The organism is Mesorhizobium sp. B2-1-1 (assembly GCF_006442975.2).
Lineage (GTDB): Bacteria > Pseudomonadota > Alphaproteobacteria > Rhizobiales > Rhizobiaceae > Mesorhizobium.
The window spans coordinates 1,881,089-1,906,972 of sequence record NZ_CP083954.1 but is presented as its reverse complement, the minus strand read 5'-3'; the positions used below and the strand labels follow the sequence as shown (position 1 = coordinate 1,906,972).

The window sequence follows — 25,884 nt, the reverse complement described above, 5'->3', positions numbered from 1 at the left end:
CATGCCTTCCCTAGCCCTTTTCGATCTCCTGCCGGATTTCGGCCCGCGCCCGCAACGTGTCAGCCAGCCGAGGGCCGCCGCCGAGCACGAGCCGGAAGCAGCCGTGCCTCAAGCCGATATCGGCACGCTGATCGCCGAAGCGGTCGCCCAGGCGGAGGCAGCGCTTGGCGAGCGGCTTGCGGCTGCCCACGAAGCAGCGATGGACGCTGAACGCCGGGCGAATGCCGAGGAAGCGAAGGCCTTTCTGGAGAGCTTCGGCGGCGATGTCGGCGAGGCGGTCTCGCTGCGCATCGATGCCATGGAGGCGCGCGTGACGGACCTCGTCGCCGCCACGGTCGCCCGCATCATCGGCGGCATCGTCAGTGATGACCTGCAAAAGCGCTCGCTTGAAGCGCTTGCCGGTGCGGTCCGCGAAGCGGTCGGCGATGGCGAAGCGGTGCGCATAGTCGTTCGCGGCCCGCTTTCCCTTTTCGAAGCGCTGAAGGCCTCGCTCGGAGCGCGCGCCGCCAATCTCGACTTCATCGAAGCTCCCGGCTTCGACCTCACGGTCTCCATCGACGAAGCGGTGTTCGAGACGCGCATGGCCGAATGGTCGGCAACGCTCTCCCAGGTGTTGGCATGAGCGTCGCCGATGCCGATCAGGCCAGGCACGAGATCATCATCGTGCGTCGCGGCCATGACGACCACGAGGAGGGCCATCACGGTGGCGTCTGGAAGATCGCCTTCGCCGACTTCATGACGGCCATGATGTGCTTCTTCCTGGTCATGTGGCTGATCAACGCCGCCAACGAACAGACCAAGGCGGCGGTCGCCAGCTATTTCAATCCGGTCAAGCTGGTCGACCGCACGTCGAGCCGCAAGGGCCTGGAGGATCTCGGCGACGGTCCGCGCGCCATCGGGCTGACCGCCGACAATCCGGAAGAGGCGGCCACCAAGGCCGGACAGGATGGAGCCGGCGGCGCGGGTTCATCCGACCCCAAAAAGGAAAAGCAGGAGCCGCAGCAGTCGGAGCAGTCCGACGAACACCTGTTCGCCGATCCCTACGCGGTGCTTTCGGAAATCGCCACCAACACCGGCATCATGCAGAACGTCAGCCAGAAGGGCGATGGCGGCGCGCAGAGTGCCGGCCCGGCAACGGGCGCTTCCGGCGGCGCCTCCTATCGCGATCCGTTCGAGCCTGATTTCTGGTCTCAGCAGGTGGCCTCGCCGGGCGCCGAGGCCAGCGCGCAGCGCGCCAGGATCGAAGGTGATCCGGTGAAGCCCGGCGACAAGGCCGCCGAGGCGCAGGTCGCCAAGGTCAAGGCCGTGCCGCCTGCGCCGCCGGTCATCGCGGCGCCGCTTGAACCTCTGGCAAAGGACGGCAAGGCCACAACGGCAATCGCCGAGGCGGGTGATGCGAAAGCCGGCGCCGCCGGACCCGCGGACGCCAAGGTTGCCGCCGCCCAGGAGGCGGCCAAGCCCGATGCCGGCGAAAAGAAGCCGGGCGCGGCCGCGCTCAAGGCTGCGGCCGATGTCAGGCAGCAGCTGGCCGAGGCTTTCAAACCTGGCGACAAGTTGCACGACGGCGTCTCGGTCGAAGCCACCGACAAGGGCGTCCTCATCTCGATCACCGACCAGCTTGACTTCGGCATGTTCGAGGTCGGCTCCGCGATGCCGCGCCGTGAGCTGGTGCTCGCGATGGAAAAGATCGGCCGCATCGTCAACAGCCAGAAGGGCACGATCAGCATCAACGGCCACACCGACGCGCGGCCGTTCCGCAGCGCCGGCTACGACAATTGGCGGCTGTCGACCGCGCGCGCGCATTCGGCGTACTACATGCTGGTGCGCGGCGGCGTCGACGAGCGCCGCATCACCGAAGTCGCCGGCTTCGCCGACCGCCAGCCGAAGGACCCCGCCGATCCGCTGTCGGCGGTGAACCGCCGCATCGAGATACTGATGGCGACCGGCGGATGAAGCGGGCGGTCTTCACCAGCCGCTTGATGGGCCTTTTGCTGTTGGCCGGCCAGCCTACAGCCGCCCTCGCCCAGGATTCGTTGCAGCCCTATCAGCTGGTGCGCTCGTTACAGCTTATTCAAGACCGTATCGCCGTCGGCGACCACGCCGCGCTGCCGATGCAGTCCAAGCTGCTGGAGATGATCGATACGCGCCTTCGCGAGGCGGACAAGAACGATTTCAGGGATCCGAAGAATTTTCGCGCGCTGCTGGTCTACGGCATGAGCGGCGGCAACCCGGTGACCGTCGAGGCGGCCGTGTCGCGCGCCACCGCCGATGCGCGGGACCTAGCCCTTGCCAGGGGCGTCATCGATTACCTGAACGGCCGCCCCGGCGAGGCCATCGAAGCCTTGAAGCCGGTCGATCCGATGGCGCAGCCCAGCGACCTCGGCGCCTTCCTTGCCCTGGTCAAGGGTTCGCTGCTCGCCGGCGACCAGCCGGCCGCGGCGCTGGTGCTGCTCGACGAGGCGAAATTGCTCGGCCCCGGGACACTGGTCGAGGAGGCGGCATTGCGCCGCTCGGTCGGCATTGCGGTCGCGCAGCGCGACGCGGCGCGCTTTGCGCTTGCCTCCACACAATATGTCGAGCGCTATCTCTATTCGCCCTATGCCAGCCAGTTCGCCGACTCCTTCATCTCGGGCGTGATTGAGCTGCACATGTCGATCAGCCAGGACAAATTGGCCGATATCACCTCGATGATGGATCCCGAGCGCGAGAAGGTCATTTATCTGCGCATCGCCCGCCGCGCCGCGATCGACGGCCTGAACGAACTGTCCGCCTTCGCCTCGGCGCGGGCCGAGCAAGGCCGCGACGGCAACACCAATCAGGGCGATCCGCGCGCCCTGCTCTACTCAAGCCTGTCCACCGTGACATCGGGTACCATCGAGGACGTGCGCGCCAAGCTGGGCAAGATCGACCGCAGCCGGCTGTCGGACGGCGACCGCGCGCTGCTCGACGCCGCCGAGGCCATCGCCGGCGAAGTGGTGGCGCCGCCCGCTTCCCTTCCGACCGCCAGCCCGGCACCTGCCGAGGTCATGCCATCGCACGAGCCCGAGCCTGCCGCCGCGCAGACGGCCGACGCCGCCGGATTGCCGCCCGTCGAGGGTGCTGTCTCCGAACGGCCGGCCGTCGCGCCATCCGGCGACACAGTGGCAGTTGCGCCGAACCCGCCGGCTCCGGGCGATGCGGCAACTGTCCTGCCGGCATCGGCGCCGGCGGCCGCGGCCAGCACCGACACGTCAGACCCAACCGATGCCGCCATGGTCAAAACCCGTCGACAGCTCGACCTGATCGACCAGATGCTTGGAGCCGCTCCGAAATGACCCCCAGCCTCGGTCCGGCGCTGCCGGGAATCACCACCGCGCGCACGACGGCGGAACAGCCGGCGGCGACCGGAAAAAATGACGACACGGGTTTCGGCAAGATGCTCGACGACAAGGCCGGCCCGGCCCACCCGGACAAGCATCCGGCAGCCGGGGCCGGATCGCGCGATGAGCGCTGGAGCAGGCTTGCCGCCGGTCCTGCCGGGCAGAAGGACGAGCCACTGCCGGCTGGCAAGGCAAGGATCCCATCCAGCGGAATGCCGGCCGCGAAAACAGCCAGGGACGACAAGACCGCCGAGACGGACAAGGACGCCGATGGCGCAGCGGCCGCGACAGGTACGACGCCGCTCGAGGACCATCTGCCGTTGCTGATCGCGTTCCATGACCTGCGCCATTTCTCGACATCGGCCAGACCGGCCGATACGAGCGAAACCGGACAGGAACCGGCGCTCGACGGGCAGTTCCTGCCGAAGGCCTACCGGCCGAAATCCGCCGCCGGGCATGATGACCTCGAACCGATGTCGAAGCCCGAGCGGACATCGCTCGTCGATGGGGCGCTGACCAAGCTCGATGGCCAGACCGTCAACGACGCCGCCGGCACGCCAAAACGCGATAATACGATCGCGGCCGGGCCGCTGCCCCAGACGGCGCCGGCCGAAGTGCCGGGCGTGGATCCGAAGCAGGCGGCACCGCAGCTGAGGTCCATCGCCGATGTTCAGTCCTCGTTGCGGTCCGAGCCCGGAAAACAACTGTCGGCGGCAGGACGCATCGACGTGGTTTCCGAGCGCAGCTTCCCTGCCCCGCCGCAGGCGCCGATGAGCCAGGCCGCCCTCAATGTGATCGGCGCCATAACAGCCGATGGTGGCCCGAAAACGATGCTTTCGACACACTCCGCAACTGCGCAACTGACAGGCCCTGTTGCCGCCGCGACACATGTGTTGAAGATCGAACTTCATCCGGCCGAACTTGGCATGGTCACCGCCAATCTTCGCCTCTCCGGAGAACAACTTTCGATTGAGTTGAAGCCTCAAACACATGACGCCTACCACCGGCTGTCCTCTGATAGCGATGCCATCGTCAAGTCCCTGCGCGGACTCGGCTTCGAGGTTGACAAGGTCACGATACTACAACCTTCGGTAGCGGCCCCCGCAACGACCCGCACTGATGCGACCGCATCCTTGCAGGCGGCGGCGGGCCGCGACCAGTCGTCCTTTCAACCCGGGAATTCCGGCGGCGGCAACAGCGGCGCCGGCGGCCAGCAACCGGGCCAGCAATCCGCCGGAAGACACAATGATGACGCGCAAGCACACGGCCGCCCCGCTTCGCCTTCTCGCGAGCGCGCTGGCGGCGATATCTTTATCTAGTCTTGCGAGCGCCGCCGCTGCCGCCGCCAATGCTTGCGAACCGGAGATCCTGCGCGCCGCCGACCGCTACGGCGTGCCGGCTGGCATCCTCTATGCCGTCGGCTTGACCGAGACCGGGAAGAAGGGCAGCTTGCAGCCCAACGCATTGAATATAGAAGGAAAAGCGGTCTTCCCGACAAGCCGCGCCGAAGCTCTTGCCACCTTCGCCAATGCCCGACGCGAAGGCAAGACGCTGATTGATCTCGGCTGCATGCAAATCAATCACCGCTACCACGGCGCGCATTTTCGCAGCGTCGAGGACATGCTAGATCCGCGTCAGAATGTCGACTATGCGGCGCGTTTCCTGGCCAGCCTTCATGCCCGTCACGTGACCTGGTCGATGGCTGTCGCCCGCTATCACGCGGGGCCCGACAACGACCCGGCGCAGAAGGTCTATGTCTGCCGCGTGATATCAAACATGGTGGCCACAGGCTTCGGCAAATGGACCGGCAACGCTCGCACGTTCTGCAATCCATGAGTGTATTGTTGCATCTCATGCAATCGGTCGCAAAGTCTCGGCGTTGCGCTTCGACTTGGCCGGGACTTGGAGCACGAAGCATATCTCACCCCACGCTAATGCAACCGATGCGATTCCGGACTCCCAAGAAACTAGTTACAAGAAATGACGGTTGTTCAGGATTCCTGCCAGCGGATACGGCTTTCCCCACGGGGCAGATGAGCTGATTCGGAGGCGGGGCCGATGATCGTTATCGTTGACGAGCGAGAGCTCGTGACAGACGGATACAATTCACTTTTTGACCGCGAGGGCATCGCCTGCGCGGGCTTCGCTTCCGGCGAATTCGGCGAGTGGGTGAACTCGGCGGCCGATGCCGATCTGCGCTCGGTCCGGGCCTTCCTCATCGGCGACTGCCGCGAAGGCGCGATCTCTCCGCGCCAGATCCGCGACCGCACCGGAGCCCCGGTGATTGCTCTCAGCGAGCAGCATTCGCTGGAGAACACGTTGCGGCTGTTCGAGAGCGGTGTCGATGACGTCATCCGCAAGCCGGTCCATATCCGAGAGATCCTGGCCCGCATAACAGCCATCCGCCGCCGCGCCAACGAGGATGCCGCCTTTACCGAGATCGGCGCCATGCGCATCTTCATGGATGGCCGCGACCCCGAAATCAATGGCCAGCCGCTTCCCTTGCCGCGCCGTGAGCGCCGCATTCTCGAATATTTGGCAAGCAATCGCGGCCGCCGCGTCACCAAGACCCAAGTATTCAACGCCATCTACGGCATCTTCGACGAAGAGGTCGAGGAGAACGTGGTGGAAAGCCACATCAGCAAGCTGCGCAAGAAGCTGCGCGAGAAGCTGGGCACCGATCCGATCGATTCCAAGCGCTTCCTCGGTTACCGGCTGGTGTTCTGATGCACCGCCGCGCCAGCCTCGCGCAAGACAGGACGCGTAGCCTCGCTGCCAGTGGCATGGACATTGCGGAGACATTTCGATGAGCCTCTACGGGATGATGCGGACCGGCGTTTCCGGCATGAACGCGCAGGCCAACCGTCTGTCGACGACAGCCGACAACATCGCCAATTCCGATACCACCGGCTACAAGCGGTCCTCCGCCGAATTTTCAACGCTGGTCATGCCCTCGACGGGCGGCGCCTATAATTCCGGCGGCATCACCACCACGATCCGGCAGGCGGTCAGCGATCCCGGCGTGCTCCAATACACTACCTCTGTCTCCGACCTTGCCGTCAGCGGCGACGGCTTCTTTGTCGTCCAGGACCCGAGCGGCACGCCTTTCCTGACCCGCGCCGGCGCCTTCGTTCCCGATGGGCAGGGCAGGCTGGTCAACTCGGCCGGCTTCCAGCTGATGGCCTACAGCTACGAAAACGGCGTGCCGGCGGCGACGGTGAACGGTTTTGAAGGATTGGTCCCGGTCGTCATCTCCGACCAGGGAATGACCGCGACCCCGAGCACCGAGGGTCTCTACAGCGGCAACCTGCCCGCAGGCGCGACGCCAGTCGCGGCCGGCAACCTGCCCACCACCAATGCCGCAGGCGCGCAGTACACCTCGAAATCCTCGATGGTCGCCTATGACAATCTCGGCAACAAGAAGCTGCTCGACGTCTATTTCACCAACACCGGCGCCGGCACCTGGCAGGTGTCGGTCTTCGACCAGTCGAAGGCGACCGCCGGAACGTCATTCCCCTACACCGGCGGCGCGCTTGGCTCGGCCAACCTGACCTTCGACACGACCACGGGCAAGCTCACCGGCGCCGTCGACAGCGTCTCGCTCACCGTGCCCAACGGCAGCACCTTTTCACTGGATCTGTCGGCATTGACTCAGCTCGGCACCGGCTTCACGGTTTCGGACGCTCAGGTCAACGGCAACGCGCCGAGCACCATCGACAAGGTGCAGATCAGCAAGGACGGCACCATCTACGCCCAGTACAAGGACGGCTCCACCAAGCCGCTCTACAAGATCCCGCTGGCCGATGTGCAGAGTCCCGACCAGCTCACCGCGCTGCCCGGCAATGTGTACTCGCAGGGCACCGAATCCGGCGCGGTCCGCGTCGGCTTTGCCAATGAAGGCAAGCTCGGCTCCATCATCTCCGGCGCGCTCGAGAATTCGAACGTCGATATCGCCGAGGAACTGACCAACATGATCGCGGCGCAGCGCAGCTACACCGCCAATTCGAAAGTCTTCCAGACGGGTTCCGACCTGATGGACGTCCTTGTCAACCTGAAGAGATAAAACCGGGCAACGCCCGTGAAAGACCCGCATGTCGCTTTCCACCGCATTGAGCATCGCCCAATCGGCGCTTATGAACACCGCTCGGCAGACCAGCGTTGTCTCGCGCAACGTCGCCGACGCTTCCAATCCGGACTATACGCGCCGTATCGCCGTCGTCACCAGCACGGCGCCGGGCGCGCGCTCGGTTGACATCCAGCGCGTAGCCAACGACCTGCTCTTCCGCCAGAATCTCAGCGCCCTGTCGGCATACAGCGGCCAGAACGCGCTCTATAGCGGCCTGGATCAGCTGGATGTTTCGGTCAATGGCGTCGACAATGCGTCCTCTCCCTCGACCGCGATCGGCAATTTGCAGCAGGCGCTGCAGCTCTATGCCACCTCGCCGTCCAACCAGAATCTCGGCTCCAGCGTTATCGACGCGGCTAAGCAGGTCGTGCGCTCCCTGAACGAAGGCTCCAGGGCCATTCAGGACTTTCGCACCCAGACCGACGGCCAGATCGCCACGGCGGTAGACGATCTTAACTCGCTGCTCAGCCAGTTCCAGGATGCCAACCAGGCTGTCATATCAGGCACGCGCTCCGGCACCGACGTGTCCGATGCGCTGGACCAGCGCGACGCGCTTTTGAAGAAGATCTCGGACTATGTTCCGGTCTCGACCTTCACGCGCGGCGACAATGACATGGTCATCACCACGGGTGACGGCACGACACTGTTCGAAACCATCCCGCGAACGGTCAGCTTCGCCCCATCCTCCGGCTACAGCGCCGGTACCGTCGGCAACGCACTCTACATCGATAACGTGCCGATCTCGGCGGGAACCGGCGGCAACACCAGCGCCAGCGGCAAGCTTGCCGGTTTGCTGCAATTGCGCGATGGCGTGGCCTCGACCATGCAGAGCCAGCTCGACGAGACCGCGCGCGGCCTGATCACGGCCTTCGCCGAGACCGCGCCGTCAATGCCCAACGCCGCCGGGCTGTTCACCTGGTCTGGCGCGCCGGCGGTGCCGGCCGCTGGCACGCTGGTCAATGGCCTTGCCGGCACGATCAGCGTCAATGCCGCCATGGATCCAAGCGCCGGCGGCAATCCGGCACTGCTGCGCGACGGCGGCGCCAACGGCGCGGCCTATGTCGTCAACACCGGCGGCGCCTCCTATTCCAGCCTTCTGGTCGCCTATGGCGACCGGCTCGATCAGCCGATGACATTCGACCCCGCCGCCGGGATTTCGGCGACGTCGAGCGTTGCCGATTATGCCGCCAATTCGATCGGGTGGCTCCAGGGCGTGCGCCAGCAGGCGTCGACCGCAGCCGACGCCAAGCAAGCTTTGGCATCGCGCAGCGCCGAGGCGCTGTCCAACGCCACCGGCGTCAATGTCGACCAGGAAATGTCGCTGCTTCTCGATCTCGAACATACCTATCAGGCATCGGCCCGAATGATGAAAACCGTCGACGACATGTTGGCGGCTCTGCTCAGCGCGGTGGGATAATCCATGACCTCAGTCTCTTCGGCCGCTCTCTCGAACGCCATGCGCTATCAGCAGATGCGCATGCAGGCCGAGCTCGTCAAAGCCACGAAGGAGTCCTCGACCGGCAGGGTCGCCGATGTCGGCCTGGCGCTGGGCGGACGCACCGCTCAGTCCGTCACCTTCTCGCGCGATCTCGACCGGCTCAATGTCATTATCGATTCCAACGGCCTGGTGGCCGCCCGGCTCTCCTCGACGCAGACCTCGCTCGGCCAGCTCTCCAGCGTCGCGCAGACCTTGCTGTCGAGCCTGACCACCTCAACGTCGGGCGATTCTTCCGCCAACCTCACCCAGTCGGCCGGCAAGACGGCCGTCCAGCAGCTCGCCTCGATCCTCAACACCAGCGTCAACGGCGAGTATCTGTTTGCCGGCACCAACACCGACGTCAAGCCGATCAACGATTTCACAGCGGCCGGATCACCCGCCAAGGCTGCCTTCGACGCCTCCTTTGTCGCCAATTTCGGTTTCACGCCGGATGACCCCGCCGCGGCAAACATCACCGCGGCCCAGATGGACGATTTCATCACCAACGACGTCGAGCCGCAGTTCTTCGGTTCGGGCTGGCAGGCCAACTGGTCGAACGCCACCGACCAGCAGATCGTCAGCCGCATCGCGCTCAACGAAACCACCGCGACCTCGACCAGCGCCAACAGCGACGGTATCAAGAAGCTCGCCATGGCGGCGGCCATGGTCTCCAGCCTGATGTCGACCAACATCAGCCAGGCGGCGAAGGATACCATCGTCGGCCGCTCGCAGTCGCTGGTTGGCGAAGCGCTGAGCGGCATCGGCCAGGTTCAGTCCGAAACCGGCATCGTCCAGAAGCGCGTGTCCGACGCTGTCGACCGCATGAAGACACAGGTCGACCTGTTCGAGCGCCACATTCTCGATCTTGAAGCGGTCGACCCGGCCGAAGCCGCGACTCGCGTCGCCGACCTGACGCAGCACATCGAGACCTCCTTCGCATTGACGGCGCGGCTCCAGCAGCTCAGCCTGTTGAATTACCTGACCTGACAACTTTGAACCGGAACGGTAGAGCCAACGATGTACCAATTCTCCTACGCCGACATCCAGAGCACCTCTGTCGCCGATGCGAAGGACCGTGAACGGGAGCTGTTGACCCGCTCGATCGACATGCTGGCGGCGGCCGCCGCCCTTGGCCCCGCTTCGATGGAGGCAGTGGAGGCGCTGCATTTCACCAACCGCGTCTGGACCGCCTTTGTCGAGGATCTCGGCTCCAACGACAACGCGCTTCCCAAGGAACTGCGCGCCAACCTGATTTCGATCGGCCTTTGGCTGCTGCGCGAGGCGGAAGACATCCGCCAGGGCCGCACCCAGAATTTCGAGGGACTGATCGAGGTATCCCAGATCATCCGCGACGGCATTCAATGACCAACACGCTGAAGATATCGCTGAAGCCGAACGAGAAGATCTACATCAACGGTGCCGTCGTCCGCGTCGACCGCAAGGTCACCGTCGAACTGATGAACGACGTGCAGTTCCTGCTCGAAAGCCATGTGATCCAGGCCGATGACGCCTCGACGCCGCTCAAGCAGCTGTATTTCATCCTCCAGGTGATGCTCATGAATCCGGCCGGCGCCGGCGAGGCGCGCGAAATGTTCCGCCGCTCCCTGCCGCTGCTGCTTGCGAGTTTCGAGGACGCCGAGATCGGCAGTGCGCTGAAACAGATCGACCGCATGGTCGGCGAGGACCACATCTACGAGGCGCTAAAGGCGATCCGGTCGCTCTATCCGCTCGAACGCCGCGCGCTGGGCGGCAATGACGACGTTCCGGGCGCCTCGCGTCCGCTGGCTGTGGGAGCACGCTGATGACCGTGGACATGACGACGACGATACCGGTTAGCACCAATCAGGCCAGCCAGCAGACCTCAAAGACCGCTGTCGACTACCAGTCCTTCCTGAAGCTTCTGATCGCCGAGATGAAGAACCAGGATCCGACCAAGCCGATGGATTCGACACAGTACGTCGCCCAGCTCGCCACCTTCTCGCAGGTCGAGCAGTCTGTGCAGACCAATACCAAGCTGGACCAGATCATGCAGTCCTCGGCGCTGTCGCAGGCCGATGCGCTGATCGGGCGCTCGATAACGTCCGCCGACGGCAAGACGACGGGCACCGTCGCGTCCGTGCGCCTTGCCAGCAGCGGCCTCATCGCCGTGCTGGGCAACGGCACCGAGATCGCGGTCGGCCCCGGCGTCTCGGTCAAGGCGGCAAGCTGACGGCTCCGGCGGGCCGACCCCATGAACGAGGCCGACGCACTCGACATCGTCCAGTACGCGGTGTGGACGGTGCTGACCGCATCCGCCCCGGTGGTGCTGGTCGCCATGGCGGTGGGTATCGGCATCGCCTTGATCCAGGCCCTGACGCAGGTCCAGGAGATCACCTTGACCTTCGTGCCGAAGATCGTCGCCATCATGCTCGTGGCGGCGCTGACCGGTCCCTTCATCGGCAGCCAGATATCGGCCTTCACCAACGTCGTCTTCGAGCGCATTGAAAACGGGTTCTAGCTGCTTGCGGCGAGCCGGCCCGTTCTGTCCCGACGACTTACCGGCAGCAGCCTGCTGTCGCCGATGCGGACCGTGTACGGCATAGGGCTGCATCCGCGGCGCGGCGTCGAAGCAACGCCGCACGGCTGCGTGGTCCTCCTCTATCCTCTTGTTGGACCATGATCTTTTTTTCAGGACGTTCGCTCTTTGCGGCACGATGCCATAGTTTCGGCAAACCATCCGGGGAAACGGATCACCGCAACGATCGGCAAGCCATGACAGGGCCTTTCCTATGATTGACGAAAAGCCGGAGAGCGAGAGCGTTTCGGCGCTGGCGCCGTTCCGGCACGGCATCTTCCGCGCCGTGTGGTCGGCCAGCCTCGTGTCGAATTTCGGCGGCCTCATCCAGGGCGTCGGCGCCGCCTGGATGATGACCACGATCGCCACCTCGCCCTATCAGGTCGCGCTGGTGCAGGCCTCGACCACCTTGCCGATCATGCTGTTCGCGCTCGTCGCCGGCGCCATCGCCGACAGCTTCGACCGGCGCAAGGTTATGCTGGTCGCCCAGACCTTCATGCTGGTCGTCTCGGTGCTTCTGACCCTGTTCACCTATTCCGGCCTGATGACGCCGTGGACGCTGCTTGCCTTCACCTTCCTGATCGACAGCGGCACGGCCCTGAACAGCCCGTCCTGGCAAGCCTCCGTCGGCGACATCGTGCCCCGCAACAAGGTGCCGGCCGCCGTCGCGTTGAACTCGATGGGCTTCAACCTGACCCGCAGCGTCGGTCCGGCGATCGGCGGCATCATCGTCGCCGCAGCCGGGGCGGCGGCCGCCTTCGCGGCCAACGCGGTGAGCTATATCGGTCTCATCGTCGTGCTGGCGCGCTGGAAGCCGCAGGTTCAGCCATCGACGCTGCCGCGCGAATCGCTTGGCGCGGCCATGGGCGCAGGCCTGCGCTATGTCGCCATGTCGCCCAACATCGGCAAGGTGCTGGTCAGGGGCTCCGCCTTCGGCTTCAGCGCCGGCGCGGTGCTGGCGCTCCTGCCGCTGGTGGCGCGCGACGTCGTCAAGGGCGATGCCTTGACCTATGGCATCATGCTGGGCGCCTTCGGCATCGGCGCGGTCGGCGGCGCGCTGATCAGCGTGCGGCTGCGCCAGCTTTTGTCCAGCGAGACCATGGTGCGCTCGGCCTTCGCCGGCTTCGCCGTCTGCGCCTTCAATGCCGCCGTCAGCCACAACGCCTGGCAGACATCGCTCGGCCTGCTGGTCGGCGGCGCGTGCTGGGTGATCGCGCTTTCGCACTTCAACGTCACCGTGCAGATGGCAACGCCGCGCTGGGTCGTCGGCCGGGTGCTGTCGGTCTATCAGACCGCGACCTTCGGCGGCATCGCGCTCGGCAGCTGGATCTGGGGCATCGTCGCCGACGCGCATGGCGCCGGGACAGCGCTGATCGCGGCGGCCATCGCCATGCTGGCTGGCGGCGCCATCGGCCTCGTGCTGCCGCTGCCGCAGCAGCAGGTGCTGAACCTCGATCCGCTCAACCGCTTCAAGGAGCCGCACCTCGCGCTCGACCTGAAGCCGCGCAGCGGCCCCATCGCCATCATGATCGAATACATCATCCGCGACGAGGACGTGCCGGAGTTCCTCGCCACCATGGCCGAGCGCGGCCGCATCCGCCGCCGCGACGGTGCCCGCAACTGGACGCTGGCGCGCGATCTCGAAAATCCGGCGATCTGGATCGAGCACTACCACACGCCGACCTGGCTCGAATATGTCAGGCACAACGGCCGCATCACCCAAGCCGACGCCATGGTCGGCGAGCGCCTGCGGGCACTGCACAGCGGCGACGAGCCGCCGCGGGTGCGCCGCGTGATCGAGCGCCCGACAACCGCGGGCACGGCGCTGGTCATGGCAAAGGGGCCGATCGAGCATTAGGAGTGCAGGAAAGCGCGAAGACGTTTTCGTCCGGGCTTGCATCAGACAAAGCGTTAGAGCGGACCCAGCCAGCGGAACGCGCGCTTCAGTTCGGCGACGCCATCGTGTTCGTACCAACGGCCGTGCGCCATGATCACGCGTTCCGGATTCCATTCTATCATCTTTTCGACTGCCGCCTTGAGTTGCCCCCTGGGGAAGGTCAATCGCAAATCGCGCGGCGTCTTGCCATCCGGATCAACGACACCAGCCGCCCTGGCAAGCCAGCGCCACGGCCAGCCCAGCTTCCGCGGTTCGAAGTTCTCGATCAGGTCTGTCAGGATCAATGTTCGGCTGACGGAATGGAAGAAAACCATCTCTGTCATGAAGCTGCCTTCCACCGGCAGCGACTTGAGGTCATCGTCCCACGGGTAGCCGCTCTCGGCACCAAGCTCGTTCGCCTCGAAATCGATCCTGTCGCCCGCCTGCTCGCGAATCCGCGGTGCCAGCCAGATGCCCGCATCCGCAAAGGCCCTGCGCCACATCGGAATCCACCAATAGTGGATCCGGTTCGGCCCGATGATGTAGCGGACCTTGCCCAATCCAGCGATCTCGGCCTCGAGGCTCTCTGTCAGCAAGGTGGGTGAATGGACGAACAAATCGCCATCGTTGACGCGGATGACGGTCATCCGCGTCGGAAACCGCATTTTCGGCCAAGGCATGCCGAAGCGGATGACCGGGCCATCCACGATCCAGATGTCCTTCGAAACCAGCTTTAACGTGTTGAGCGGCGGATATGGTGTGCGGTCGGCCATGGTCTGCTGATGTAGGGTGGAGAACAAGCTTGGCCACGGCAGCTTCGCCTTGCACGAGCTCAGGCAGGCCGGCTCGGCAGCCTACCTTCGCCCGACCTACCCTTCGCCCGACAAGTCCCGGCGCGCTTTTTCCAGCTCCTCGGCATAGCGCCGCATCAGATGGCCCTCGGTCAGCAGTCCGAGCACGATGTGGTCGGTGAAATCCTCGACCACGGCCAACTCCTCGGCGCCGGCCCGCTGGAAGGTCTCGGCGGCCGACTGCACGTTCATGCTCGGCACCAGGACGGCATCCTTGTATTGCGCCAGATCGCGCACCGCCGTCTCGCCGTCGGACAGGTCGCTGTGCAGTTCGGCAACGATCAGCACGCCGACATACTGGTCACCCGCGTCGACGGCGATGACGCGCTGGGCCGAGCCCAGCGGTACCTGCTTGCGGAAGGCCGCAAGCGTCGTGTCGGCATTGATGGTCTTGATGTCCTTGCGCATCATCGAGCCGACGGTCAGGCTGCGCATCCAGCCGACGTCATGGGCGCTGCGGATCGTTTCGCCGCGCAGATGAAAGCGCCACGTCGAGAAGGAGTAGCCGAAGGTCTCGCGCACCAGGATCGCCGCCATGATCGAGGCCGCCAGGACGACGCCGGTTAGCGTCAGGTCGCGGGTCGATTCCAGCGCCAGGAACGTCATCGTCAGCGGCCCGCCGACGACGCCGACCGCCAGCGATGTCATGCCGACAACGGCAGCGACGGCGGGATCGATGCCGGTCGACGGCGAGATGAAAGCCATCACATCGGCGAATGCCTTGCCGAGCAGGGCGCCAAGAAACAGAGAAGCGAAGAACAGTCCGCCGCGAAACCCCGAACCCAGCGAGATCGCGGAAGCCGCCAGCTTCAGCACGAAGACGCTGGCCACCACGCTCAGCCCATAGTTCATGGCGAATTCGCGATGCAGCGCGCCGTGGCCGCTCGACAGCACCTGTGGCGTGACCAGCCCAAGCAGGCCGACGATGACGCCGCCGATGACGGGACGCAGCGACGCATCGACCGACAGTTTGGCAAAGGCGCGCTCGACCAGCGTCACCAGATGCATGATGGCGATCGAGGCGGCCCCGCCAAGCAGTCCAAGCAGCAGGAAGGGCACGTACTGGCTGGCCGTGAGTGCCGGCAGGCCCGCAAGCTCCAGCGGGAACGGCACGCCGCCGAACATCTCGGCGGTGAGCGAGGCGGAGATCGCCGCGGTCATGACAGGCACCACATTGGCGACCGAATAGATGCCGATAACGAGTTCGAAACCATAGAAAGCGCCGGTCAGCGGCGCATCGAAAGCCGCCGCGATGGCGCCGGCGGCGCCGCAGCCGACCAGGATGCGGACATCGTTGCGGCGTAGCTTGAACAGCCGCGCCAGCCGCGAAGCCAGGCCGGAACCGACCTGCGTGTAGCCGGCCTCCAGCCCGACAGAGGCGCCGAAACCGCTGGAGAGCATGGTCTGGCCGGCGATGATGAACGTATCGGTCAGCGACATGCGACCGCCATAGAGCGCGTTGGCCTCGATCGGGTCGACAGGCGTGCGAAATCTCCGCTTTCTCAGCCAGATCACCGTCAGCCCGAGCAGGATGCCGCCGATCGCCGGGATCAGGGCTTGCATGGGGTGGGCGAGAGAGAACATGCCGGAAAGCCGGCCGCCGGCCTGCACGCCGAACAGCAGCCCGTGCAGGTCCTGCACGATCTGGCTCATCGCGGTGACCAGTATGCCCGCCATCACGCCGACGATGCCGGCAAGGACGACAACCGCTATGCCTCGCGCTTCGAGCAGCGGGATCGAATTGATGAGCACCGCGCGCAGCCGGCGGGCGTAGACTTGCGGTTGATTCCTGGGCGATTGGTTTTTGGTAAGCACCGGAGCGGCTCGCCGACATCAGCAAGGCATTGAAAAGACTGCCGTGCTGATACGCCGAGCGGCACCGCATGGCAACCACAATGACGGCGCCCGCGCGCCGTTTGGAGGGGCCCGTCCGGCCGCCGATGGTCAGGTCGGCTTCGGGTCGCCGGCCTCGTAGAGCACGAGATTGCGCTCGCCGATGCCGAGCGACGGCCAACTTGCGCGCCAGTCCACAAGGTGTGGCGCGGCGAAATGTGCGTCGAGCGCCGCCCTGTCATTCCAGACTTCCGTGACCCGGATCAACCCGGCGTCGAGGACATCCTGCGCATAGGAGTATGCGAGGCAACCGGGCTCGGCACGGCTGGCAACAACCATGCGTTCCATCGCTGGCCTTGCCTGTTCGAGCTTGTCGGGTGGCAGACGAACCGTGCCGATGACCAGCAGCATGAGATTTCCTTTCGATGGTTGGGCAGGCCACTCTCCCACCCTCGCGCAAGCTTGGCCAGCTACCCTCGCCGGGCTGTCGCATGCTCGGCAGCCCCACGGTTTTCGAGGACTAGAATGGCGATAAGCGAAAGCATCCAGCCCGGCGCCGTGGCCAAGAACGGCCGCGACGTCTTCTTCGCGCTGGGCATCGTCATCATCCTGGCCGTGCTGTTCCTGCCGATCCCGGCTTTTCTCATCGACGTCGGCCTTGCCTTCTCGATCGCACTTTCGGTGCTGATCCTGATGGTCGCGCTGTGGATCCAGCGGCCGCTCGACTTCTCCTCGTTTCCGACCGTGCTGCTGATCGCAACCATGCTGCGGCTGTCGCTCAACATCGCCACCACGCGCATGATCCTGTCGCACGGCAATGAAGGCACGCATGCCGCCGGCTACGTCATCGCCGGCTTCTCCAAACTGGTCATGGCCAGCGATTTCGTCATCGGCCTGATCGTCTTCATGATCCTGATCGTGGTGAACTTCATCGTCATCACCAAGGGCGCCACCCGTATCGCCGAGGTCGGCGCCCGTTTCACCCTCGATGCCATCCCCGGCAAGCAGATGTCGATCGACGCCGACCTCTCCGCCGGCATGATCGACGACAAGACAGCGCAGTTGCGCCGCCGCGAGCTGGAAGAGGAATCCTCCTTCTTCGGCTCGATGGACGGCGCCTCGAAATTCGTCCGCGGCGACGCCATCGCCGGCCTCATCATCACCGCCATCAACATCGTCGGCGGCATCGCCATCGGCTATATCAGGCACGGCATGGGCATGGGCGAGGCCGCCGACGTGTTCATCAAGCTGTCGGTCGGCGACGGTCTGGTCACCCAGATCCCGGCGCTCATCGTCTCGCTCGCCGCCGGCCTGCTGGTTTCCAAGGGCGGTACGCGCGGTTCGACGAACCAGGCCGTGTTCGGGCAGCTCGGCGCGCATCCGCGCGCGCTCTATGTGGCGGCGGCGCTGCTGGTGCTGCTCGGGCTGATGCCTGGCCTGCCCTTCTTCCCCTTCTTCGCGCTCGCCGGCGGCATGGCCGGCCTCGGCTATGTCATTCCGATGCGCCACAACCGGGCCATGGCCGAGGCCGAGGCGCTGAAGAACCAGGAGAAGGCGACCAAGGCCGAGGAAGAGAAGAACTCGGTCAAGGCCTCGCTCGCCACCGCCGAGATCGAGCTTCTGATCGGCAAGCAGCTTTCGACCCGGCTGCTGGTCTCGCATCAGGAGCTGGTCTTCCGCATGGCCAAGATGCGCAAGAAGTTCGCCCAGCAATATGGCTTCGTCGTGCCCGAAGTGCGCGTCGCCGACGATTTCGCCATCCCGCCGAAAAGCTATCAGATCAAAGTGCACGGAACGGTGGTCGCCGAATATTCGATGCGCGTCGGCGAGATCATGGTGCTGCTCGGCAACCGCGACGTTCCCGAAATTCCGGGCGAGGAGATCCGCGAGCCGGCCTTCGGCATGCGTGCCTATTCCGTCATGGAAACATTCGCCGAGGATCTGAAGCGCGAGAACTACACCTTTGCCGACAACATGTCGGTGCTGCTCACCCATCTCTCCGAGGTCATCCGCAACAACCTGCCGCAGCTTCTGTCCTACAAGGACATGAAGGCGCTGCTCGAGCGCCAGGATCAGGAATACCGCAAGCTCGCCGACGAGATCTGCACCACGCACATCTCCTATCCCGGCCTGCAGGCAGTGTTGAAGCTGCTGCTGGCCGAGCGTGTCTCGATCCGCAACCTGCACCTGATCATCGAGGCCATCGCCGAGATCGCGCCGCATGTGCGCCGCACCGAGCAGATCGTCGAGCATGTCCGCATCCGCATGGCGCAGCAGATCTGCGGCGATCTTTCGGAGGGCGGCGTGCTCAAGGTGTTGCGTCTCGGCAACCGCTGGGACCTCGCCTTCCACCAGAGCCTCAAGCGCGACGCCAAGGGCGAGGTGCGCGAGTTCGATATCGATCCGCGCCAGCTGGAAGAATTCGGCCAGGACGCCACCAAGGCGATCAAGAAATTCCTCGAAGCCGGCGAGCGTTTCGTCCTCGTCACCGCGCCCGACGCGCGCCCCTATGTGCGCATGATCATCGAGCGGCTGTTCACCACGCTGCCGGTGCTCTCGCATGTCGAAATCGCCAAGGGCGTCGAGATCAGGGTGCTCGGGACCATATCGTGAGCGTTCTCTCGCAAGCGGTCGTCATCGCGGCGTTCCTCGCCTTCTGCCGCATCGGCGCCTGCTTCATGCTGATGCCCGGCCTGTCCAGCGCCCGCATCCCGGTGCAGGTCAGGCTGTTCGTTGCGGTCGCCGCCACCGGCGGCCTGCTCGCCTTCCTGTGGGACAAGATCTTTCCCTTCGTCGATCCGCGTCCGCAGATCCTGGTGCCGATGATCGTTTCCGAACTCCTGGTCGGCGGCCTGATCGGCGCCATGACCAGGCTCTACATGGAAGCCCTGCGCTTCATGGGGTCGGCCATCGCCATGCTGATCGGCTATGGCGGCTCGGGCGGGCCAGCGATCGAGGAGCCCGAGCCGCAGGCGGCGCTCGCCGCCATGATCTCGTTCTCGGCACTGCTGCTGCTGTTCGTCTTCGACTTCGACCATGAGATCATACGCGCGCTGGTGACATCCTATACGGTCGCGCCGGTCAACGTCTTCTTCAACCCGCAGGCGGCACTGGTCGATGTCGCCGACACGGTTTCGGACACCTTCTTCCTGGTCATCCGCCTCGGCAGCCCTTTCGTCGCCTATGCCATTCTCGTCAACCTGACGATCGGCTTCGTCAACAAGCTGACGCCGCAGATCCCGATCTATTTCATCTCCCAGCCCTTCGTCATCGCCGGCGGCATGCTCATCTTCTATTTCGCCGTCGGCTCCATGCTGTCGCTGTTCGTCGACGGCTTTGTCGACCTGACGCTGGCGAGGTGACATGAGCACGCGCAAGGACCGCCTGAAGAAGCTGGTCAAGGTTCAGGAACAGTTGAAGGCGCTGCACGAGACGCGCCACGCCACCCTCCTCGCCGCCGCAAATGCCGCCGAAGCCGAGGCCAAGGAACTGGTCGAGCATTTCGACAAGGACAATTCCCTCTCCGGCCTTTTCCCCGATCTCTACCACCGCCGCATCGCCCAGGCCGTCGTGCGCCAGGAGGCGAACCTCGAAAGCGCCAGGAAGGAGGCCGGCCTCGTCGCGTCGGCAACCGCGCGCACCAACATGGTCGAGCGCGCCTACAAGGACGTGCGCAACCGCGACGAACGCGAACGCTCCGACCGCGAACGCCTCGATCTGATCGCGCAGAAGCGGGGACAGGAGTAGAGGAGGAGGTCTGGACGCAAAGCAAGCCTTCGCAGCGGAATCCTGACTGACCGCTTTGCGCCTCGTACGGGCTATGGATGCAATTTCGCGTCTACCCAGAAGCCGCCCGTACAGCCTGTCGAAGAATGTGCCGAGCCTCCGCATTGCGGAGGATCGTAAAAAGGCGACTTTTCAGCTAGCTTGTTATCTGTTCGGCGGCAGCTTCCTCGAGGCCAGCTGCCGCTTGGACGGCAAGACCGCGAGCCGCTGCCTGTGAATCGTAAAATTCCTCGAGCGCATGGACCCTGCCCCACCGCAGGGTAAACACGTGGAGACCTCGGTTGATGTACGACGTGTCGCCGTTGAGCAGGGTCGCGGTGCCATCCCACTGGGCAAACACAGTGGTATGCCACGGCCAGCCCTCCACCCAGATGTGATTGACCGTAAGACGGAGGGTGGGCAGAACACGGCCGAGGCGTTCAAACCAGCGGCGCAGGGCTTCCTTGTCGTGGCGCTCTCCACCAAGCGCGTGGGCGCCGCCAACCCGATGATGGACATGTGGCGCGAGTGCTTTCACCGCCGCATCCCAGCGATGATTGTTGACGTCATCGAAGCTCTTTCGGATCGATTTCTCGACAAAATAACTATATAGCATATCACTCTCCTCCAACTCATTCGGTAGCGCGATCGAAGGCACCTGTGGCAAGCTGTTCGGACGCAGCCGACACCATGCAGGGTCTGCGCGTCAGCGCATTGTCGCGTCGGCTCGCAGGTATGTGTCGGTCTCGGTCGAGATCGTGACCTCCTCGCCCGACCTTGAGAACGCATAAAGCGAATCCTGATGGCCCGGCATGGAAAAGGCCACGGAGTCGCCGTCAGCAAGGCCCATGACGAAGCGCAGCGGATCACCTCCGATCTTCGGCGCGAGGGTGGCGGTGACCTCCAGCAGGTCGCCGTTGACCGGGAAGTAGTAGACCACCATGTCGAGCTGTCCCTCGTGCAGGCTGGCAGCTTTGATCGGGCGTCCGATGGTCGCTTCCTCGGCAAAAGCCGGTTTCGCAAGAAACATCGCGGCCAGAACGGACGCACTCAGGGTTTTGCGGATCATCTCATATCTCCTTTTTTGGATTGCGTTCGACCTCTATATAATGTATAGATTACGAATGCAATCTAAAAAGGAGATGGCGATGCGCGTAAGTCGCACTCAGGCCGCGGAAAACCGCGAAACCGTGATCAATGTGGCAAGCCGCCTTTTTCGGGAGCGAGGCTTTGACGGCATTGGCCTCAAGGATCTGATGAAGGGCGCCGGGCTGACCCAGGGCGCCTTTTACAAGCAGTTTGAGTCAAAGGACGACCTGGCGGCGCAGGCATCCAGGCGCGCGATGGAAAGCGCCACCGACAAGTGGTCGGCCGCGACCGCGGCAAACCCTGGGAAACCGCTCGACGGGGTGATCTCATTCTACCTCAGTATGGATCATCGCGCGGAAAAGATGGACGGCTGCCCGGTCGTCGCGCTCGGCTCGGATGCGGCCAGGCAAGGCGCCGAGGTGAAGGCCTCATTCGAGGCCGGCATCAAGGAGTACCTCGAGATGCTCGGCAGTTGGGTTGGCGAGCACGACAGCGAAAAGGCCGGCGACAAGGCAATGGCCGTTCTCTCGACAATGGTCGGCGCGGTCATGCTCTCGCGGGTGGTCAACGACCCGGACCTCGCCCAGGCTTTTCTGGACGCGGCGGCCGATCAGGTTCGCGAAACAGTCGCCATCTGAACCATGCGGGCAGCGGCGCCTGATCCATTGCTCGCCGCTCGGACCGAACCGTCGCGCGACTGCGAGGAAGTAACGGATACCGTCCCAGTCGATCATGGAGAAGTTCGCGTCGTCAGGTGAAGCCTCCGGTGCAATTTCGCACCACCGTAATGCGTATCTTCCGACTGCATGGCGCGCTTGGGCACGCCTACCTCTTGGCGTGAGGCAGCGGCGATGCGTCCGCCCCCCGAAGGAGAATTGCGATGAGCTATTCGATCATAGATTTGGGGCTGTTGGCCAGGCGCTGGCCCGTATGTTCGCCCACCAGGAAATGGCGGTGTCCGTGGCAAGAGCCCGGGCTCGGCGTCCTTCGGCACTAGCATTCGGAACGCTGCGCGCGCCCGCGCGGCTTATCTAGCTGAGCGGCATCAGCTGACCTCCGGGCCATCCGTCCGGTCGTCCGGCCGCCTATAATCGGAGATCAAGGGCATGAACATCGAACTCAAGGGCCGCAAGGCCATCGTCACCGGATCGACCGCCGGCATCGGCCGCGCGATCGCCGAAGGGCTCGCGCGCGCAGGCTCCGCCGTCGTCGTCAATGGACGTACGGAAGAGCGGGTCGCCGCGACGCTCCGGGAACTGCGCGCGCTGCTGCCTGACGCCGACCTCACCGGCATTGCCGCCGATCTCGCGACGGCCGAGGGCTCGGCGGCGCTCGCGGCGCAGGCGCCGGATGCCGACATCCTCGTCAACAATGTTGGCACTGCGCGTCCCAATGGCTTCTTCGAGCAGGACGACGCCGCATGGCTCGACCTCTTCCAGCTCAACGTGATGAGCGGCGTGCGCGCCGCGCGCCACTATATGCCGGGTATGGTCGAGCGCGGGTGGGGACGGGTCGTCTTCATCAGCAGCGAGTCCGCGCTCGCCATCCCCAAGGAGATGATCGACTACGGCATGACCAAGACCGCGTTGCTGGCCGTGTCGCGCGGGCTGGCCGAACTTGTCGGTGGCACCGGCGTCACGGTCAACGCTGTCCTGCCGGGGCCGACCGACTCCGAGATTCTTGGCGACTGGATGAAGGCCACCGCGAAGGAGCAGGGCATCACGCAAACGGACGCCGAGCATAATTTCCTGAAATCGCTGCGTCCGACCACGCTCATCAACCGGTTCGCGACAACCGAGGAAGTCGCGAACATGGTCGTCTACACCTGCTCCGAGCAGGCCTCGGCGACCACCGGCGCCGCGTTGCGCGTCGACGGTGGTGTGCTCCGCTCGATCGGATGAGCCGCGTCCCACCGCCGCGGTGGCATGAGGGTCGCCGCGGCTGAGCCGGCCTCAAATCGGCGCCGGCTCGGGTGCCTCATATCGGCAGCGATTGTCGGATCGTCGGAGCCGCCCTGGGGTGCGCCGCCGATCGACCGGGCCGAGGTCAAGATCGACGAGGGGCCGTGGATCGCCAAGAAACATACCTGTCGGGAGAGCAACGGACAGGTGACCGCCGTATTCAGGTCAGTTGACGGCTCGGCGCGTCGAGCCGAGCAGCCTGGAAGCTGTGTTTGCTAATGCCAGGAGCCGCCGTCTGCTCTCGGCCCTTACGCGTCCGTGCAGCAATGCGCCACTGTCCGGAATTACGGTTGGGAAGAGCGCTCGTCCGCCGGTTGCGGGAATTGCCCTTCGTTGTTCATGCTTACTTCTGTGACCAGCTTGCGGCGAAGCGCCGTGCTGTAGTCGTTTGGCCCTTTTGGCGTCATGACGAAGGCCTGGGAACCGCCAATGACCGATTTGGCAAAATAAGATGCCAGCGGATTGCCGGGATCGTCGTCTTCGGCGGGAATGGCGATGGCGTTGATCGTATATCCCTTGGCAATGGCGTTCAGCCTGCTCGGCTGAACAGGAAGTCCGTCGTTGTTCTCACCATTGGAGGAGATATCGATGACCTTCTTGGCGGCATTTCCAGGAAACTGGTCCAACAGAAGACTGCCAATGTCGATAGCCGAGGAAACCGATGTTCCGGATCGCCCTCGACGGATGACGCCGGTATCCCCTTTCCTGCTGATCTCCGCCGCCGCCGCTCTTGCATCTTCCAGTCCGCAGATGCTTGTCCACGGCAGTATGGTGCGTGCGTGTCCGGGGCTCGACCATTCAAAGTAGGCCACGCCGATGCAGCCGACGTAATTCCGGCCGATGGCGGCGATGATCTCGGGCGAAGTGAGTGCCGCGGCATGTCCCTCGCGTTGCAGATCGGCGATCTTTGGATCAATCGATGACGAGAAGTCGACCGCGAACACGATGGCAACGTCGACATTCGCTGCATGCGCCGGGAGATTCCAGAACGCAGAAGCTGCAAGTATCCCCGCCAGTCTCAGGAGTGAATTGGCTCGCTTTGCCAGCCCCCTTCCCGATGGCTTTGTCGGCGAAAAAAGATTGGCCCCGCCTATCGGCTGCACCCGCCCGCGAAAGGAGACCGCTCCAGAAGAGGGACCGGCGTCCTGATACATATCTGTAAACATGCTCATTCTCCATCTCGACAACCGATCGTTGTCAAAGCCGCCCATTTTCAACATGTGGAAATTTGACGAGGGACCTTGGACCCAACGCCGAACAGCAGCAGATCGGCCTTGGTCCACAAAAGATAACAGCCGAGTAACGTCAGCGGCATGATGAGTGCCGCGAAGGACTCGCCCGACCAGACCACCGGCAAAGCCTGGCCGAGGGCGACGGTTGTCGCCACCACTGCCGGCAACCTGCTGGCGAGCACCGCACTGCGGAACGGATCGGGCCAGGCGGTCGGCCACACCGGAACCGGCCTGCCCGGCCTGTGAAAGGTGCTGCCGAACTTGCCGAGCGCATGCAGCAGGCCGGACGTCGCCGCAAGCAGCGGGTCGCCGAGCAGCAAGAGCGCGATGCCGAGCCCGATTGCGCCTAATCCCGAGAGGAAGTCGCCCAGACGATTGAGGGTGGGATCGGGAACATCCGGCTTTGCCCAAGCCCGGTGGTAGGCTTCGCCGCCGCAGAAAAAGACGAGGGTAGCCAAGGTGAGCGCAACAGTGCCATGGCTGCCTGCGAAATAGTCCGTCACCGCCGCGATGACAGCGCTTTCCTCATGCTGGCCGACTGGCGCGGCCGCAATTTGGGTTGCAAGACCTACGACGAGGCCAAGCGCGTTGCCACTGTTGTAATAGCCGCCGGGTCCCTTCATGCGGGCACCAAGGGCCGATCTCAAATGTGCGAGCGGAAGAAGGACTGTCCACGCGTTCATCGCAGCGCCCCCGCGGCCTGTCCGGCCGCGCTCGACACGGCGACGTTCGCATCAGCGGCAGTGGTCATCGCATTCCTCCACCGGACCTGAACTGTTGACGCGGCGTTCGCCTGCCCCGCTTGCCGGCGCTGTTGCAAAGGCAGGGGCAATGTCGAAGAGTTGGTTCGAAGTGGTCCGCAAGGACGCACGTGCCTGCGGCGTTCGGTTCGATCGTGCTACCGAAAGGATCGCACCAAGAATGATCGCCGCTCCCAAAGCGCCCGGCCACGAACTCCGCTCGCCCAGAAAGATCGCCGCGCCCAGCGCCCCGAAAACGCTTTCGGCACTGACGATCACGGCGGCGTGGCTGGCCGGCGTGAAGCGCAGGGCAACCGTCTGTATGCCGAAGGCTATCGCGGTGGAGAAGACGCCGAGTATCGCCAATTCCGGACCGGCTGCGAATGCGGCGGCCAGCGACAGGTTGCCTTGCATTGCCCCAAGCGGCAGGGCGAAGACTGCGGCGCCGAGGAATTGTGCGGCGGCGGCGGTGAACGGCCGCGCATGGGCCTGCATGTGCCGGCCGAGCTCGACCGCCCAGAGCGCATAGCAGGCAGCCGACAGGATTGCGGTGAGATCCCCGCTGCCGAGGCCGCCGATCCCATCCGACAAAAGCAGGGCTCCGACCAGGGTCAGCCCGGCAGCGATCGTGAGGCCCGCTGTCGGACGCTCGCCGACGAGCAACCAGGCGGCCAATGGTGTCATTACGGTTGCCGTGCTCACCAGAAAGCTTGCATTGGTGACCGAGGCTCCGACATAGCAAAGCTGCTGAAGCGTGATGGAGATGGCGAACAGCGCGCCCACCCTGGCCAGGCTCGGAAAATAGCCCGCCCCGATCGCCACTCGCCTTTCGGTCAAGACAAAGGGCAGCACCAGCAGCCCGCCGATCAGGCAACGCAGACTTACCGCGCTCATGGCGTCGAGATGGACCAGCACCGTCTTTTGCGAGACGTTGCCGAAGCCCCACAATGCGGCTGCAAGGAGCAGCAGCAAATTGGCTCTTGTTCTGGACACGCGCCCCCCTTGAACCAAGCATTGCGTT

27 protein-coding genes are annotated in these 25,884 nt (G+C 64.4%); 19 read left to right on the top strand and 8 right to left on the bottom strand.

The annotated features are described in order from the left end of the window. The first annotated feature begins 1 nt into the window (after position 1). From FJ972_RS09290 to FJ972_RS09225, 14 genes are all read left to right on the top strand, one after another. Positions 2-622 (top strand): hypothetical protein, encoded by a 621-nt coding sequence (locus FJ972_RS09290; protein WP_140513643.1) that lies wholly within the window; start codon positions 2-4, stop codon positions 620-622. Next, positions 619-1,953 (top strand): MotB family protein, encoded by a 1,335-nt coding sequence (locus FJ972_RS09285; protein ID WP_140522326.1) that lies wholly within the window; start codon positions 619-621, stop codon positions 1,951-1,953. Before FJ972_RS09290 ends, FJ972_RS09285 begins: the two co-directional genes overlap by 4 nt. Then, on the top strand, positions 1,950-3,314 hold the full coding sequence (locus FJ972_RS09280; protein WP_140522328.1) for a chemotaxis protein MotC: 1,365 nt from the start codon (positions 1,950-1,952) through the stop codon (positions 3,312-3,314). Before FJ972_RS09285 ends, FJ972_RS09280 begins: the two co-directional genes overlap by 4 nt. 365 nt (positions 3,315-3,679) lie before the next feature. Beyond that, entirely contained in the window at positions 3,680-4,678 is a 999-nt protein-coding gene (locus FJ972_RS09275) for a flagellar hook-length control protein FliK (protein WP_226880526.1), read from the top strand. Then, positions 4,608-5,195 carry a transglycosylase SLT domain-containing protein gene (locus FJ972_RS09270; protein WP_181168329.1) on the top strand — a complete coding sequence of 196 codons (588 nt, stop codon included), beginning with the start codon at positions 4,608-4,610 and terminating at the stop codon, positions 5,193-5,195. Before FJ972_RS09275 ends, FJ972_RS09270 begins: the two co-directional genes overlap by 71 nt. 222 nt (positions 5,196-5,417) lie before the next feature. Continuing rightward, on the top strand, positions 5,418-6,086 hold the full coding sequence (locus FJ972_RS09265) for a response regulator transcription factor (protein ID WP_140496228.1): 669 nt from the start codon (positions 5,418-5,420) through the stop codon (positions 6,084-6,086). A gap of 79 nt (positions 6,087-6,165) precedes the next feature. After that, complete coding sequence (locus FJ972_RS09260; RefSeq protein WP_140522332.1) at positions 6,166-7,422, top strand: flagellar hook protein FlgE; 1,257 nt, start codon at positions 6,166-6,168, stop codon at positions 7,420-7,422. Positions 7,423-7,450: 28 nt separating this feature from the next. Further along, positions 7,451-8,902 carry a flagellar hook-associated protein FlgK gene (gene flgK, locus FJ972_RS09255; protein WP_140522334.1) on the top strand — a complete coding sequence of 484 codons (1,452 nt, stop codon included), beginning with the start codon at positions 7,451-7,453 and terminating at the stop codon, positions 8,900-8,902. Between the two features lie 3 nt (positions 8,903-8,905). Further along, positions 8,906-9,949, top strand: a complete 1,044-nt coding sequence (locus tag FJ972_RS09250; protein ID WP_140496231.1) for a flagellar hook-associated family protein — start codon at positions 8,906-8,908, stop codon at positions 9,947-9,949. A 30-nt stretch (positions 9,950-9,979) separates the two neighbouring features. Further along, entirely contained in the window at positions 9,980-10,327 is a 348-nt protein-coding gene (flaF, locus tag FJ972_RS09245) for a flagellar biosynthesis regulator FlaF (RefSeq protein ID WP_140496232.1), read from the top strand. Further along, positions 10,324-10,764, top strand: coding sequence for a flagellar biosynthesis repressor FlbT (gene flbT / locus FJ972_RS09240; RefSeq protein ID WP_140522336.1), 441 nt, complete (start codon positions 10,324-10,326; stop codon positions 10,762-10,764). The genes flaF and flbT overlap by 4 nt, the downstream gene beginning before the upstream one ends. Continuing rightward, a complete protein-coding gene (gene flgD / locus FJ972_RS09235) occupies positions 10,764-11,171 on the top strand; it encodes a flagellar hook assembly protein FlgD (RefSeq protein ID WP_140522338.1) in 408 nt (135 codons plus the stop codon). Before flbT ends, flgD begins: the two co-directional genes overlap by 1 nt. Before the next feature lie 21 nt (positions 11,172-11,192). After that, positions 11,193-11,459, top strand: coding sequence for a flagellar biosynthesis protein FliQ (gene fliQ / locus FJ972_RS09230; protein WP_140496235.1), 267 nt, complete (start codon positions 11,193-11,195; stop codon positions 11,457-11,459). A 271-nt stretch (positions 11,460-11,730) separates the two neighbouring features. Next, a complete protein-coding gene (locus FJ972_RS09225) occupies positions 11,731-13,374 on the top strand; it encodes an MFS transporter (protein WP_140522340.1) in 1,644 nt (547 codons plus the stop codon). 53 nt (positions 13,375-13,427) lie between these two features. Here the strand turns inward: FJ972_RS09225 and FJ972_RS09220 are convergent, their stop codons facing one another. From FJ972_RS09220 to FJ972_RS09210, 3 genes are all read right to left on the bottom strand, one after another. Continuing rightward, on the bottom strand, positions 13,428-14,165 hold the full coding sequence (locus FJ972_RS09220) for a DUF4336 domain-containing protein (protein WP_140522342.1): 738 nt from the start codon (positions 14,163-14,165) through the stop codon (positions 13,428-13,430). Between the two features lie 96 nt (positions 14,166-14,261). Then, positions 14,262-16,058 (bottom strand): chloride channel protein, encoded by a 1,797-nt coding sequence (locus FJ972_RS09215; protein ID WP_140522344.1) that lies wholly within the window; start codon positions 16,056-16,058, stop codon positions 14,262-14,264. A gap of 129 nt (positions 16,059-16,187) precedes the next feature. Next, the gene (locus tag FJ972_RS09210; protein ID WP_140496239.1) at positions 16,188-16,487 is read right to left on the bottom strand and encodes a putative quinol monooxygenase; all 300 of its coding nucleotides are present in this window, start codon (positions 16,485-16,487) and stop codon (positions 16,188-16,190) included. Positions 16,488-16,601: 114 nt separating this feature from the next. Here FJ972_RS09210 and flhA point away from each other — a divergent pair, with 114 nt between their 5' ends. The 3 genes from flhA to FJ972_RS09195 are packed head-to-tail and all read left to right on the top strand — an operon-like array spanning position 16,602 to position 19,823. Then, positions 16,602-18,689, top strand: coding sequence for a flagellar biosynthesis protein FlhA (gene flhA / locus FJ972_RS09205; RefSeq protein ID WP_140496240.1), 2,088 nt, complete (start codon positions 16,602-16,604; stop codon positions 18,687-18,689). Continuing rightward, positions 18,686-19,438: a flagellar biosynthetic protein FliR gene (gene fliR, locus FJ972_RS09200; protein WP_140496241.1), complete on the top strand. Its 753-nt coding sequence runs from the start codon at positions 18,686-18,688 to the stop codon at positions 19,436-19,438. Before flhA ends, fliR begins: the two co-directional genes overlap by 4 nt. A 1-nt stretch (position 19,439) precedes the next feature. Next, the gene (locus FJ972_RS09195; RefSeq protein WP_140496242.1) at positions 19,440-19,823 is read left to right on the top strand and encodes a hypothetical protein; all 384 of its coding nucleotides are present in this window, start codon (positions 19,440-19,442) and stop codon (positions 19,821-19,823) included. Positions 19,824-19,998: 175 nt separating this feature from the next. Here the strand turns inward: FJ972_RS09195 and FJ972_RS09190 are convergent, their stop codons facing one another. Both FJ972_RS09190 and FJ972_RS09185 read right to left on the bottom strand, forming a co-directional pair. Next, positions 19,999-20,457: a nuclear transport factor 2 family protein gene (locus FJ972_RS09190; protein ID WP_140522346.1), complete on the bottom strand. Its 459-nt coding sequence runs from the start codon at positions 20,455-20,457 to the stop codon at positions 19,999-20,001. A 90-nt stretch (positions 20,458-20,547) separates the two neighbouring features. Continuing rightward, entirely contained in the window at positions 20,548-20,910 is a 363-nt protein-coding gene (locus FJ972_RS09185; RefSeq protein WP_140522348.1) for a hypothetical protein, read from the bottom strand. A gap of 79 nt (positions 20,911-20,989) precedes the next feature. On the opposite strand from FJ972_RS09185, the gene FJ972_RS09180 reads away from it, so the two are divergent. Next, a complete protein-coding gene (locus FJ972_RS09180) occupies positions 20,990-21,568 on the top strand; it encodes a TetR/AcrR family transcriptional regulator (protein ID WP_140522710.1) in 579 nt (192 codons plus the stop codon). A gap of 468 nt (positions 21,569-22,036) precedes the next feature. Continuing rightward, positions 22,037-22,831 (top strand): SDR family NAD(P)-dependent oxidoreductase, encoded by a 795-nt coding sequence (locus FJ972_RS09175; RefSeq protein ID WP_140522350.1) that lies wholly within the window; start codon positions 22,037-22,039, stop codon positions 22,829-22,831. 344 nt (positions 22,832-23,175) lie between these two features. Here the strand turns inward: FJ972_RS09175 and FJ972_RS09170 are convergent, their stop codons facing one another. From FJ972_RS09170 to FJ972_RS09160, 3 genes are all read right to left on the bottom strand, one after another. Continuing rightward, a complete protein-coding gene (locus FJ972_RS09170; protein WP_319023025.1) occupies positions 23,176-24,111 on the bottom strand; it encodes a DUF1194 domain-containing protein in 936 nt (311 codons plus the stop codon). Continuing rightward, a complete protein-coding gene (locus tag FJ972_RS09165; RefSeq protein WP_226880524.1) occupies positions 24,105-24,746 on the bottom strand; it encodes a hypothetical protein in 642 nt (213 codons plus the stop codon). Before FJ972_RS09165 ends, FJ972_RS09170 begins: the two co-directional genes overlap by 7 nt. 111 nt (positions 24,747-24,857) lie before the next feature. Continuing rightward, positions 24,858-25,856, bottom strand: coding sequence for a DMT family transporter (locus FJ972_RS09160; protein ID WP_140522354.1), 999 nt, complete (start codon positions 25,854-25,856; stop codon positions 24,858-24,860). Between the last annotated feature and the right edge of the window lie 28 nt (positions 25,857-25,884).

Coding starts and splice junctions, on each gene's coding strand:
- FJ972_RS09290 (WP_140513643.1), top strand. CDS start 2: ATGCCTTCCCTAGCCCTTTTCGATCTCCTGCCGGATTTCGGCCCGCGC.
- FJ972_RS09285 (WP_140522326.1), top strand. CDS start 619: ATGAGCGTCGCCGATGCCGATCAGGCCAGGCACGAGATCATCATCGTG.
- FJ972_RS09280 (WP_140522328.1), top strand. CDS start 1,950: ATGAAGCGGGCGGTCTTCACCAGCCGCTTGATGGGCCTTTTGCTGTTG.
- FJ972_RS09270 (WP_181168329.1), top strand. CDS start 4,608: ATGACGCGCAAGCACACGGCCGCCCCGCTTCGCCTTCTCGCGAGCGCG.
- FJ972_RS09265 (WP_140496228.1), top strand. CDS start 5,418: ATGATCGTTATCGTTGACGAGCGAGAGCTCGTGACAGACGGATACAAT.
- FJ972_RS09260 (WP_140522332.1), top strand. CDS start 6,166: ATGAGCCTCTACGGGATGATGCGGACCGGCGTTTCCGGCATGAACGCG.
- flgK (WP_140522334.1), top strand. CDS start 7,451: ATGTCGCTTTCCACCGCATTGAGCATCGCCCAATCGGCGCTTATGAAC.
- FJ972_RS09250 (WP_140496231.1), top strand. CDS start 8,906: ATGACCTCAGTCTCTTCGGCCGCTCTCTCGAACGCCATGCGCTATCAG.
- flaF (WP_140496232.1), top strand. CDS start 9,980: ATGTACCAATTCTCCTACGCCGACATCCAGAGCACCTCTGTCGCCGAT.
- flbT (WP_140522336.1), top strand. CDS start 10,324: ATGACCAACACGCTGAAGATATCGCTGAAGCCGAACGAGAAGATCTAC.
- flgD (WP_140522338.1), top strand. CDS start 10,764: ATGACCGTGGACATGACGACGACGATACCGGTTAGCACCAATCAGGCC.
- fliQ (WP_140496235.1), top strand. CDS start 11,193: ATGAACGAGGCCGACGCACTCGACATCGTCCAGTACGCGGTGTGGACG.
- FJ972_RS09225 (WP_140522340.1), top strand. CDS start 11,731: ATGATTGACGAAAAGCCGGAGAGCGAGAGCGTTTCGGCGCTGGCGCCG.
- FJ972_RS09220 (WP_140522342.1), bottom strand. CDS start 14,165: ATGGCCGACCGCACACCATATCCGCCGCTCAACACGTTAAAGCTGGTT.
- FJ972_RS09210 (WP_140496239.1), bottom strand. CDS start 16,487: ATGCTGCTGGTCATCGGCACGGTTCGTCTGCCACCCGACAAGCTCGAA.
- flhA (WP_140496240.1), top strand. CDS start 16,602: ATGGCGATAAGCGAAAGCATCCAGCCCGGCGCCGTGGCCAAGAACGGC.
- FJ972_RS09195 (WP_140496242.1), top strand. CDS start 19,440: ATGAGCACGCGCAAGGACCGCCTGAAGAAGCTGGTCAAGGTTCAGGAA.
- FJ972_RS09190 (WP_140522346.1), bottom strand. CDS start 20,457: ATGCTATATAGTTATTTTGTCGAGAAATCGATCCGAAAGAGCTTCGAT.
- FJ972_RS09185 (WP_140522348.1), bottom strand. CDS start 20,910: ATGATCCGCAAAACCCTGAGTGCGTCCGTTCTGGCCGCGATGTTTCTT.
- FJ972_RS09180 (WP_140522710.1), top strand. CDS start 20,990: ATGCGCGTAAGTCGCACTCAGGCCGCGGAAAACCGCGAAACCGTGATC.
- FJ972_RS09175 (WP_140522350.1), top strand. CDS start 22,037: ATGAACATCGAACTCAAGGGCCGCAAGGCCATCGTCACCGGATCGACC.
- FJ972_RS09170 (WP_319023025.1), bottom strand. CDS start 24,111: ATGTTGAAAATGGGCGGCTTTGACAACGATCGGTTGTCGAGATGGAGA.
- FJ972_RS09165 (WP_226880524.1), bottom strand. CDS start 24,746: ATGAAGGGACCCGGCGGCTATTACAACAGTGGCAACGCGCTTGGCCTC.